Here is an 11,622-nt window from a genome sequence, read left to right as displayed (position 1 = left end):
CAAACTATGAGGCTGATTTATAGACGGGCGTTGGGATTTTTAAAAAGGGGTTTATATGGCGGAGGGTCAAGAACGATGAATGTGCTAATTGGATTTTTTCGTCAAGTGAGGGATTTGTTTCGCGGTGATGAGTTTCTTGTCGGGACTAGGATTGGGATTGTTTTGCTGGTGTTTTTTTCTGTTTTCCACTTTGTTGATATTTTGACCGATAGAAAAATTGAAGGGGAGGTTAATAGTTTTTCTGGTGTTTTGTATCACGTTACTTCTGGATCTTCAATTGGTAATACCGTTGTTTATAGGGATGGCGACAAGTATCGATGGTTATTTGCATCTCCTAGATATGTAAGGATTTTGGGGTTAAGAGAATATAAAGGGAAGGAGTTGGTGTTCAATGCAATCGGGAGAGAGTTGTATTCCTGTAAATATCAGGGGCGGGAGGTGTGTGGCTCAAGATGCTCTAATTTGAATGAATGTCAAAATAGAAAGGATTCAGCGTTGGGAACTATCTGGATAATGTTTGTTTTGGCGATTTTTACAGTTTCTTCGTTTTTAATTTATAAATTAAGAGATAGGAGGTGTGTCAATGTCTAAGTTTTCATCTGTTGCCGGTTTGGCCAGCGGAGTGGCTGGTCATATTTCAAATAAAACAAATGGCTCAGTAGCTGTTGCTAATGCTGCTAAAGATGTTCGCGATATGATGAGGAAGAAGGAAATTAGTTCTTCTGATATTCTGGCAGCTAGCGCATCAGCATCTTCCGCAGCTCTTTCATTTGCACCACTTTCAAAAGTGGCGGCTCCTGCATCTGCATTGTCAAGTGCTCTGGCGGTTTTAAATGATATAAAGGCAAATGGAGAGGCATCTGACCGCTCCTTGCTTTCTGCACTAGCCTCGTTGGCTGGGGTTGCCGGTTTAATTGCGTCTGGGCCGGCTGCAGCAGCTTTATTTGCAGCGGCTGCAATAGGTCTGGGGTTATATGCTCTTTCTACTGATAGTGAAAATAGAGAGATTGCACAGGCTGTATCGGAATTGTTCGATGCAATAGGCTCGCTCAAGGAAAGGTATAAGGATGAGGTGTCTCCAGATAAATGGGGAGGGATGGTCGGATCTCCGCCACTTTGGACTTGGAATGAGTTACAGCAGAGTTACATTGATGGTGGCCAGTCCTGTCTTCCCCTGCTGATTCCGGAGTTGCAGAAGGATTTTAAAGACTCTGAGCAGAATGCCTCCCCCTTGATCCTTGACCTCGATGGGGATGGTGTTGAGACCCTTGGTAAGGATGCTGGTATTCATTTCGATCATGATGGCAACGGCTTTGCCGAACTGAGCGGCTGGGTTGGCAAGGATGATGGCCTGCTGGTGTTCGATCGAAATGGCAATGGCGAGATCGACGACGGGAGTGAACTGTTCGGCAATAACACGGATCTCGCCGATGGCGGAAAGGCAACCAATGGTTTCCTGGCCCTCGCGGACCTGGACAGCAATGGAGATGGCTGGATCGATGCCGGTGACGAAGCCTTTTCCCAATTGAGAGTCTGGAAGGATAGCAACAGTAATGGAAAGGTGAATGAAGGAGAATTATTGACGCTGGAGGATGCGGGCGTAGGCAAACTGTCGACCGGGTTCTCCAACCAGAACAAGGTAGATGAGCACGGCAACAAAATTCTTCAGCAGGGTGGCTATGTCGATCTGAATGGCGACACCCAAGCCATGGATGATGTCTGGTTCACTTTCGATAGTGCAAATACGCAAGATAGGAACAAGGTGGACCTTGGTTCGGAATTTTCATCCTTGCCCAATGTGGCCGGGTTCGGGAGTGTTTCTGATTTGAATCAGTCCATTGCCAAGGACTCTACTGGAAGAATAAGAGAGTTGCTGGGGGAGTATGTTGAAGAAAAGAATTTTTCCAAAAAATCGGAGATTCTTGATTCTTTGATTTATGCCTGGGCAGGTGTTCAGGATATAGATCCTAATGATCGTGGTGCTGCCAATAATAAGCTGGGAGATGCTCGAAAAATAGCAGCGTTGGAGCGCTTTCTTGGCGAGAACTATGTGAACAAGTGGCAGGCTGGTGGACTGGGCCCTAATGCTGCTGGTCTACTGGCGCAAGCGTACTCGAAGCTCAAGGATTATGTCGCTACACAGTTGCTGGCTCAATCGAGTTTCAAACATCTTTATGATCGTGTGAGTTTGTCCTTCGATGAGGCTAGCGGACAGTTCAGGTTGGATGTTTCGCTTCTGGTCGATGAACTGATAACCGAGTATCAGACAAGAGGAGAGAGTGGGGCGGGATTCATCGGCGAGTTTGCCAAGAATATAAAAGCGTTGAAAACGGATGCTGGCGTCCAGGCACTTGAGGAGATACGGAGGGCTGGGAGATCGCTTGGGGGGACCTTGGGTATCGTGCTTGCGTCTCTAGGCGCGAGTCTGGTTGTGGGAGGCACTAATAATGGGCGCCTGAGTGGGACCGATACCGACGACCTGCTGTTGGGTGTGGCTGATAATGAGAGACTGAGCGGCGGAAGTGGCAATGACACGCTGATTGGTGGCGCAGGTAATGACCACCTTGAAGGCGGTAGCGGTAGTGATGTTTATTACTTTGAGCGTGGCTGGGGGCAGGACACGGTTTTCAATTATGACAGAAGCACCGACAAAGTTGATGCTATCGAATTTGGCAATGACATCTCGACTGACGACATCCTGGTGGGGCGCTGGGGCTCCGACCTGATCCTGAGTCTGAAGGGCGGCGATGATCGGATCACGCTCACCAATTACCTCTTCAATGATGGCAACAACTTGTATCGCCTGGAAGAAATCCGCTTCGCCGACGGCACGATCTGGGACGTCAAACGGATCAAGGCGATGCTGCTGCAAGGAGGCGAGGGCAATGACACCCTTACCGGCTATGCCACTGATGATTACCTGAGCGGCGGCGCCGGTAATGATCGGCTCTCTGCCGGGACCGGCAATGACTGGCTCGAGGGCGGTATCGGTAACGACACCCTATACGGCGATGCTGGCAACGACACCTTGGTGGGTGGTGTTGGTAATGACTACCTCCATGGTGGAGACGGTAGTGATGTATACCGTTTCGAACGGGGCTGGGGCCAGGACCGTATCGACAACTACGACCGAAATACCGGCAAGACGGATGCCATCGAGTTCGGCTCGGACATTTCTGCCGACGATATCCAACTGTGGCGCAACGGCAACGACTTGGTTCTGAGCCTGAAGGGCAGTGACGATCGGATCACGATCAGTAATTACCTTTACAACGACGGCAACAGTGATTTCCGGCTGGAGGAGATTCGTTTTGCCGACGGTGCCGTGTGGGATGTCGACCGAGTCAAGGCCCTGCTACTGCAGGGTGGCGAGGGTAACGACACCCTGACCGGTTACGCCAGTGATGATCGCCTGAGTGGCGGCGCAGGTAATGATTGGCTTTATGGCGAGGCCGGTAACGACTGGCTGGAGGGGGGGGCCGGTAATGACACCCTCTATGGAAGGGCTGGCGACGATACCCTGATCGGTGGAGCCGGCAACGATTACCTCGAGGGCGGTGACGGCAGCGATGTGTACCGCTTCGAGCGAGGCTGGGGCCAGGATCGTATCTATAACTACGACAGAAGCGCCGACAAAGTTGATGCCATCGAGTTTGGCTCGGACATTTCTGCCGATGATATCCAACTGAGTCGCTGGGGCTTCGACCTGATCCTGAGCCTGAAAGGCAGTGACGATCGGATCACGATCAGTAATTACCTTTACAACGATGGCAACAGTGATTTCCGGCTGGAGGAGATTCGTTTTGCCGACGGTACCGTGTGGGATGTCAACCGAGTCAACGCCTTGCTACTGCAAGGTGGCGAGGGCAACGATACCCTGACCGGTTACGCCAGTGACGATCGCCTGAGCGGCGGTGCCGGTAATGATCGGCTCTCTGCCGGGGCCGGTAATGACTGGCTTGAGGGCGGTATCGGTAACGACAGCCTGTACGGCGATGCTGGCAACGACACCTTGGTGGGTGGTGCCGGCAACGACTACCTCCATGGTGGGGACGGCAGCGATGTGTACCGTTTCGAACGTGGCTGGGGGCAGGACACGGTTTCCAATTACGACAGAAGCGCTGACAAAGTTGATGCCATTGAGTTCGGTGCAGACATTACTGCTGACGATATCCAACTAAGCCGTCAAGGTAATGAGCTGATCCTGAGCCTGAAGGGCAGTGACGATCGGATCACCCTCATCAGTTACCTCTCCAACGACGGCAACAACCAGTATCGCCTGGAAGAGATTCGTTTTGCCGATGGCACCATCTGGGATGTCGAGCGGGTCAAGTCATTGTTGCTACAAGGTGGAGCGGGCCACGACATTCTCACCGGCTATGCCAGTGATGATCACCTGAGTGGTGGCGCAGGCAATGATCGACTCGATGGTGGTATCGGCAATGACTGGGTTGGCGGCGGTATTGGTAACGACACGCTGTTCGGCAACGCTGGCAATGATACCTTGGTGGGCGGTGCCGGCAACGATTACCTCCATGGTGGAGACGGCAGCGATGTGTACCGTTTCGAACGGGGCTGGGGCCAGGACCGTATCGAAAACTACGACCGAAGTACCGGTAAGACGGATGCCATCGAATTCGGCTCGGACATTTCTGCCGATGATATCCAACTGAGTCGCTGGGGCTCCGATCTGATTTTGAGCCTGAAAGGCACAGACGATCGGATCACACTCAGTAATTACCTTGCCAACGACGGTAAAAGTGATTGCCGCCTGGAAGAAATCCGCTTCGCCGATGGCACCATCTGGGACGTCGAGCAGGTCAAATCGTTGCTTCAAGGCAAATCGATCGGCAGCAGAAGCACGAACGGAGGTGAACGGTCCAACTCCTTGCTGGCAGAGGGGCCTGCGGTACAAGGCGTCTCTCTATCCTTGATGAGTGATGCCATTGCTTCGCTGGAGGGCAAGACACAACACCTGATAGATAACATGGCTGCCTTCGGCGTACCGAGCCCAGCAGGATCCGGCGCGGTGTTCGAGCAGCGCCACGGGCTGGAACTGGTGCTTGCTGCCGGCAACTGATCGCTCTGTGTTGAGAAGGGCCCTTCGATGTGAGTCGAGGGGCTTTTTTTCAGTGACTTTAGGACAACTCCATCTGCCAACCGAACAGCCGTGCGAAGTCATCTTCTACGGCTTCTGGTATTCGATGCTGGTTACCGGAGGCTCGCTGCTGTTCCTGCGCGAGACGCGGCATAACGACATCCATGCCGATTGAACCTGGCGCTGCCGGGGGCTTTTCGTAGGAGCGAGCTTGCTCGCGAACGGTGCCTTCCGGCGGCAGCCGTGTGCCAGGTTGACTCCGCTCCCTCTCCCCAACCCTCGGCTGCGCGGCCCGCCCTGAAGGGAGGGGGGGCTGTCCGGCATGCTCTGGAAGTTCGGCGTCAACCTGTATGAGCGGACTCCGTCCGCGAATCGCGCGCAGGGCGCGCTCACCCGTCCGTGCCACCGGGGCGTCCGGCGTGGCCGGTAAATCCAATCGCGGACGGAGTCCGCTCCTACGCCCGCCGGCAAACCACCCCGTAGGATGGTGTTGAGCGAAGCGATACCCATCACCGCGGCCGCATGGGTTTTGCAAGCTCAACCCATCCTACGAAGAGCCTCTCGGCACAGTCGGCAAGACAGTTGCTCCTATGCCCGCGCTTCTCTGAACCGTAGGAGCGGACTCCGTCCGCGATCCCGCCAGCGGGTGTGTTCAGAACAACGCCATCTGCCGATTGACCAGCCGTGCGAAGTCGTCGCCGACGAAGGGCAGGATGGCGTCGGCCACCGGTTGCAGCTGGCGCGTCAGGTAGTGCTCGTAGTCGATGGCCGCGCGGCGGTTTTCCAGGGGCTCGGGGCCGGCGGTGGTGATCAGGTAGCTGATCCAGCCGCCGTGCTGGTATTGCCGCGGGCGGCCCTGGCTCTGGTTGTAGTCGTCGGCGGCGCGGGCTGCGCGGACGTGGGGCGGGACGTTGCGTTCGTAGTCGTCCAGGCGCCGGCGCAGGCGCTTGCGGTAGACCAGCAGGTCGTCCAGCTCGCCGGCCAGGGTGCGGTGCACGTAGTCGCGCACGTAGTCCTGGTAGGGCTGGCGGCGGAAGATGCGTTCGTACAGCTCCTGCTGGAAGCGCTGGGCCAGCGGCGACCAGTCGGTGCGCACCGTCTCCAGGCCCTTGAAGACCATTTCCTCGTTGCCATCGGCGCGTCGTACCAGGCCGGCGTAGCGCTTCTTGCTGCCTTCCTCGGCGCCGCGCACGGTGGGCATCAGGAAGCGCTGGTAGTGGGTTTCGTACTGCAGCTCCAGGGCGCTTTCCAGGCCGTAGGTTTCGCGCAGGTGTTCCTTCCACCATTGGTTGATGTGTTGCACCAGGGCGCGGCCGATGCGCTCGGCGTCCGCTTCGGCGTGGGCGCCGCCGAGCCAGACGAAGGTGGAGTCGGTGTCGCCGTAGATCACCTGGTGGCCCTGCGCTTCGATCAACTCGCGGGTGCGGCGCATGATCTGGTGCCCGCGCATGGTGATGGACGACGCCAGGCGTGGGTCGAAGAAGCGGCAGCCGCTGGAGCCGAGCACGCCGTAGAAGGCGTTCATGATGATCTTCAGCGCCTGGGACAGCGGCTTGTTGCCCTCGCGCTTGGCCGCCTCGCGGCTCTGCCACACGCGCTCGACGATGGCCGGCAGGCAGTGCCGGCTGCGCGAGAAGCGGGCGCCGCGGAAGCCTTCCACCGAGTGTTCGTCGTCCGGCTGGCGCAGGCCTTCCACCAGGCCCACCGGGTCGATCAGGAAGCTGCGGATGATCGACGGGTACAGGCTCTTGTAGTCCAGCACCAGCACCGATTCGTACAGCCCAGGGCGCGAGTCCATGACGAAACCGCCGGGGCTGGCCTCCGGCGGCTTGCCGCCGAGGTTGGGGGCGACGAAGCCGAGGCGGTGCATGGCCGGCAGGTACAGGTGGGTGAAGGCCGCCACCGAGCCGCCGCTGCGGTCGGCGGGCAGGCCGGTGACGCTGGCGCGTTCGAGCAGGAAGTGCAGCAGTTCGGTCTTGGCGAAGATGCGCGTGACCAGCTCGCAGTCCTTGAGGTTGTAGTGGGCCAGCGCCGGCTTGTCCTCGGCGAACTTGCGGTCGATCTCGGCCATGCGGTCGTAGGGATTGTCGATCGCCTTGCCTTCGCCCAGCAGCGTCTGCGCCACGCTTTCCAGGCTGAAGGAGGGGAAGCTCCAGGTGGCCGAACGCAGCGCCTCGATGCCGTCGATGATCAGCCGCCCGGCGGCCGCGGCGAAGTAGTGGTTGTTGCCGCCGCCGTGCTGGCGCCAGTGCATCTCGTCACCGTCGCGGCCCAGGCGCAGGGGGATCTTCAGGCGCTGGGCGTGCTCGCGCAGCACGCGCAGGTCGAACTGCACCAGGTTCCAGCCGATGATGGCGTCGGGGTCGTGCTCGGCCAGCCACTGGTTGAGGCTTTCCAGCAGTTCGCCGCGGCTGTTGCGGTAGGCCAGGTCGAAGTCCAGCCAGCTGGCGTCGCCGTTGGCCGGGCCGAGCATATACACCTGGCGCTGGCCGCAGCCTTCCAGGGCGATGGAATAGAGGTTGCCGTGGATGTCGGTCTCGATGTCCAGGGACACCAGTTTCAGCTGCGGCCGGTAGTCCGGCGCCGGCTTGAGCACGGCCTCGCACAGCACGCCCTCGGCATTGGCCTCGCCATCGAAGCTCACCGGGGCGGTGATGAAGCGCTCCATCAGGTAGCGCTCCGGCGGACGGATGTCGGCCTCCAGCACTTCGATGCCGGCCGCGCGCAGGCGCTTGTCCAGGTCCATCAGCTGGCGGTGCTGGCGGCAGTACAGGCCCCGCACCGGGCGTTGCTCGAAGTCGCGCAGCTGCAGCGGGCGCAGCTCCACGCCGGTTTCGCCCTGCAGCAGGCGCTGCGCTGCCTCGCGCTGGGCGGCGGGGAGGAAGGCCACCGAGGTCTGCGGCGGCAGGCGCACCCGGCGCGGGCCGGCGTCGGTGGCCAGCCAGAACTCCACCTCGGTGCCGGCGGGCGTGTCGCGCCAGTGCCGGGTGAGGACGAAGCCGTGTTGTGCTGCCACCGGTAACCCCTGGGAAGAATCTTTCAGACGCTCATTCTACCCGGGGCGCCGGACGCGCGCCCGGCCGCCTCTGGACGAGCGGCCTAAGGTTGGCGGCGGTAGCGGCCGATAAGTGGGGGTCATTCCACCCGCCGGTACCCTGTTCGTCATGCCTCACTCCCCCTTCTCCCTGGAAAACCACTACCGCAAGGCCGACCGCATCATGTTCGGCGTGCTCTGGCTGATGTTCGCCTACTCGCTCGCTCTGGCCGCCTGGCACGACACCTGGGGGCAGGCGCTGCTGATCGGCGGCGGCACGCTGGCGGCCATGCACGGCCTGTACCCGCTGATCGGCGGCCGGCGCCTGATGCGCTGCTGCATGGGCATCGCCTTCATGGCCTTCGCCGCCCTGCAGATCAACCAGAGCGGCGGGATCATCGAGATGCACTTCGGCATCTTCGTGCTGCTGGCGATCCTGGTGTTCTACCGCGACTGGCTGCCCATCGTGGTCGCCGCCAGCTTCATCGCCGTCCACCACCTGGCCTTCTTCGCTCTGCAGCAGGGCGGCAGCGGGCTGTGGGTGGCGCCCCAGGGCACATGGCCGATCATCTTCCTGCACGCTTTCTACGTGGTGCTGGAAAGCTCGATCCTGGTCTACCTGGCCATCCAGTCCCACGCCGAGGCCCGCGGCGCCATGGGCCTGCTGGCTTCGGTCAGCCGCCTGACCGAAAGCGACGTGGTCGACCTCAGCTACCGCAGCCCGGTGTCCGGCGCCATGAACTCGCGCCTCAACCGCTTCCTCGCGCGGCTGGACGAACTGGTCGCCGTAGTCCTGCGCGATGCCCTGGGGCTGAACGAACTGGCCCAGCAGCTGGCCAGCACCACCCAGACGCTGCGCGACGGCGCCCGGCGCCAACTGGGCGAGACCGCGCACATGTCCGGCGCCATGCGCCAGATGGGCAGCACCATCGAGGGCGTGGCGGCCAATGCCGGCGAGGCTGCGCAGACCGCCCTGCGCATCAACCAGGAGGCGCGCGACGGCAGCGAGCTGATGCGCGAGAGCCTGGAGGAGATCGGCCGCCTCGCCAGCCAGATCGACGACAGCGACCGCCAGGTCCAGGACCTGGACGCCCAGGCCCAGCAGATCGGCCGGGTGGTGGAAGTCATCCGCGGCATCGCCGAACAGACCAACCTGCTGGCGCTCAACGCCGCCATCGAGGCCGCGCGGGCCGGCGAGCAGGGCCGCGGCTTCGCCGTGGTGGCCGACGAGGTGCGCAACCTGGCGCAGAAGACCGCGCTGTCCACCCGCGAGATCCAGGAAGTGATCGGCCGCCTGCAAAGTGGCAGTCGCGCCGCGGCCCAGGCCATGTCGAGCAGCCGGGAGAACGTCGAGCAGTGCGTGTCGCGCAGCCGGCGCACCAGCGAACTGCTCCTGCGCATGACCGAGGGCATCGCCAGCATCAGCCAGATGAACCAGCTCATCGCTGTGGCCACCCAGGAGCAGAGTTCCGTCAGCGAGGAGGTCATCCTCCACCTGCAGGACGTGCAGGGTGTGGCCGAGCACAACGACAGCGATGCCCAGTCCCTGGAGCGCGAGGGCTCGCGCCTGCAGGAGCTGAGCGGGCGCCTGCAGCGCCTGACCGAGCGCTTCCAGGTCACCCGCTGAGGCGCTACGGGCGGTTCTCTTTTGCGTCGATCCTGTCCAGAATGGCCGCCCCTTTTTCCAGCCCCGACGCCATGAACGCACAAGCCCTCGACGTACTCCTGCAACAGCTGCTGGCCGCCCTGGAGGCGCCGCCCGCCGAGGTTCGCCGCCTGTTCCATGGCCGCGGCCGGCGCTGGCCGGGGCTGGAGCACGTGACCGCGGACTGGCTGCAGGGCGTGCTGCTGGTGTCGCTGTTCCGCGAGCCGGGCGAAGCCGAACTGGCGGCGCTGGAGCGCCTGCTGCTGGGCCTTTGCGAGTCGCCGCAATGGCGCGCCAGTGGCGCCGAGGCACTGCTGCTGCAGCACCGCTACCGCCCGGACAGCGCCATGCAGGCTCTGTTCGGCGAGGTGCCGGAGGAACGCGTGGTCAGCGAGAACGGCCTGCGCTACCTGCTGGACCTGGGCCGCAAGCAGAACAATGGCCTGTTCCTCGATATGCGCCTGGGCCGCCAGTGGGTGCAGGCCCGGGCCGCCGGGCAGCGGGTGCTCAACCTGTTCGCCTACACCTGCGGCTTCTCGGTGGCCGCCATCGCCGGCGGCGCCGAGCACGTGGTCAACCTGGACATGGCGCGCGCCGCGCTCAGCCGCGGGCGCGACAACCACCGGCTGAACGGCCACGACCTGTCACGGGTGGAGTTCCTTGGCCATGAGCTGTTCAAGTCCTGGGGCAAGGTGAAGAAGTCCGGGCCCTACGACCTGGTGATCATCGACCCGCCGTCGTTCCAGAAGGGCAGCTTCGCCCTCGGCAAGGACTACCCGCGCATCCTGCGCCGCCTGCCCGAGCTGCTGGCGCCCGGCGGCCGGGTGCTGGCCTGCGTCAACGATCCGTCCGTGAGCCCGGCCTTCCTCATCCAGGGCATGGCGGCCGAGGCGCCGGAGCTGGCCTTCGTCGAGCGCCTGGACAACCCGCCGGAGTTCGCCGACATCGATGAGGATGCGGCGCTCAAGGCGCTGGTGTTCGCTCGCCAGGGCTCGGTGTAACACCTGGCACACAATCTGCTCCGCATCGGCCATGGCACAGAAAACGCCGGTTTTCCGTCACCCCCTGGCCACGGAGCGAATCCCATGCGCTTTTCCTGCAACGGTTGCGGCAAGTGCTGCCATGACCACCACGTACCCCTGACCCTCGACGAATCCCGCGACTGGGTGGCCGATGGCGGCAGCCTGATCGTCCTGCTGGAAGCGGTGCTGGACGATGGCGCCGGGCTGCCGGAGGGGCAGCGCGAGCACGTGCTGCGCCGCTCGCTGCCGGTCCGCTGCGGCAGCACCCAGGCGCACCTGGCGATCACCTTCGCCGCCTTCAACCAGGGCGCCTGCCGCCACCTGGGCAGCGACATGCGCTGTGGCATCTACGAGCGGCGGCCGCTGGTGTGCCGCATCTATCCCATGGAGATCAACCCGCACATCCCGCTGCGCGCGGAGGCCAAGGACTGCCCGCCGCAGGTCTGGGACGAGGGCCCGGAGCTGATCGTCGGCGGACGCCTGGTGGACACCGAACTGGCGGCGCTGATCGAGCGCTCGCGCCAGGCCGACCGCGAGGAGATCGCCGCCAAGGCGGCCATCTGCGAGCGCCTGGGCATCAGCGTCTCGGCGCTCAAGGGCGACGGCTTCACCGCCTACCTGCCGCAGCGCAAGGCCTTCCTGGCGGCCCTGGACGCGGTGCGCGCGCAGGCGCCGGCCAGTTCCGCGGCGGACTGGCAGCTGCATGTCTCCAGCGACGACCTGGCCCGCCAACTGGAGGAAACCGGGGCGATGATCGCCGCCCTGCTGGCCGACGACTGCGCCTTCATTCCATTGCGCGCGGCCTGATGGGGGAGGGGATGGT

Annotated in this window: 6 protein-coding genes; 5 read left to right on the top strand and 1 reads right to left on the bottom strand. The window is 61.6% G+C overall.

Translation table 11 applies throughout. The features are described 5' to 3' along the window. Nucleotides 1-6: 6 nt before the first annotated feature. Nucleotides 7-591, top strand: a complete 585-nt coding sequence (locus tag ACTWJ5_RS24825) for a hypothetical protein (RefSeq protein WP_135499966.1) — start codon at nt 7-9, stop codon at nt 589-591. Next, complete coding sequence (locus tag ACTWJ5_RS24820; protein ID WP_444436756.1) at nt 584-5,080, top strand: calcium-binding protein; 4,497 nt, start codon at nt 584-586, stop codon at nt 5,078-5,080. Before ACTWJ5_RS24825 ends, ACTWJ5_RS24820 begins: the two co-directional genes overlap by 8 nt. A 670-nt stretch (nt 5,081-5,750) precedes the next feature. Here the strand turns inward: ACTWJ5_RS24820 and ACTWJ5_RS24815 are convergent. Continuing rightward, nucleotides 5,751-8,114, bottom strand: coding sequence for a DNA polymerase II (locus tag ACTWJ5_RS24815; protein ID WP_444436755.1), 2,364 nt, complete (start codon nt 8,112-8,114; stop codon nt 5,751-5,753). A gap of 148 nt (nt 8,115-8,262) precedes the next feature. Here ACTWJ5_RS24815 and ACTWJ5_RS24810 point away from each other — a divergent pair, with 148 nt between their 5' ends. The 3 genes from ACTWJ5_RS24810 (at nt 8,263) to ACTWJ5_RS24800 (ending at nt 11,606) form a co-directional block, all read left to right on the top strand. Next, the gene (locus tag ACTWJ5_RS24810; protein ID WP_074986346.1) at nt 8,263-9,759 is read left to right on the top strand and encodes a methyl-accepting chemotaxis protein; all 1,497 of its coding nucleotides are present in this window, start codon (nt 8,263-8,265) and stop codon (nt 9,757-9,759) included. A gap of 71 nt (nt 9,760-9,830) precedes the next feature. Beyond that, nucleotides 9,831-10,778, top strand: a complete 948-nt coding sequence (locus tag ACTWJ5_RS24805; RefSeq protein ID WP_444436754.1) for a class I SAM-dependent methyltransferase — start codon at nt 9,831-9,833, stop codon at nt 10,776-10,778. 84 nt (nt 10,779-10,862) lie between these two features. Then, nucleotides 10,863-11,606 (top strand): YkgJ family cysteine cluster protein, encoded by a 744-nt coding sequence (locus ACTWJ5_RS24800; RefSeq protein ID WP_074986351.1) that lies wholly within the window; start codon nt 10,863-10,865, stop codon nt 11,604-11,606. Nucleotides 11,607-11,622 lie beyond the last annotated feature (16 nt).

Source organism: Pseudomonas sp. A6 (assembly GCF_052367875.1).
GTDB classification, from domain to species: domain Bacteria; phylum Pseudomonadota; class Gammaproteobacteria; order Pseudomonadales; family Pseudomonadaceae; genus Pseudomonas; species Pseudomonas citronellolis.
Note: the sequence above shows the minus strand (reverse complement) of the source record. Positions and strands in the feature narration are given on the sequence as shown.

Excerpts from the sequence above, each read along its gene's own strand:
- ACTWJ5_RS24825 (WP_135499966.1), top strand. The coding sequence starts at position 7 with ATGAGGCTGATTTATAGACGGGCGTTGGGATTTTTAAAAAGGGGTTTA.
- ACTWJ5_RS24820 (WP_444436756.1), top strand. The coding sequence starts at position 584 with ATGTCTAAGTTTTCATCTGTTGCCGGTTTGGCCAGCGGAGTGGCTGGT.
- ACTWJ5_RS24810 (WP_074986346.1), top strand. The coding sequence starts at position 8,263 with ATGCCTCACTCCCCCTTCTCCCTGGAAAACCACTACCGCAAGGCCGAC.
- ACTWJ5_RS24805 (WP_444436754.1), top strand. The coding sequence starts at position 9,831 with ATGAACGCACAAGCCCTCGACGTACTCCTGCAACAGCTGCTGGCCGCC.
- ACTWJ5_RS24800 (WP_074986351.1), top strand. The coding sequence starts at position 10,863 with ATGCGCTTTTCCTGCAACGGTTGCGGCAAGTGCTGCCATGACCACCAC.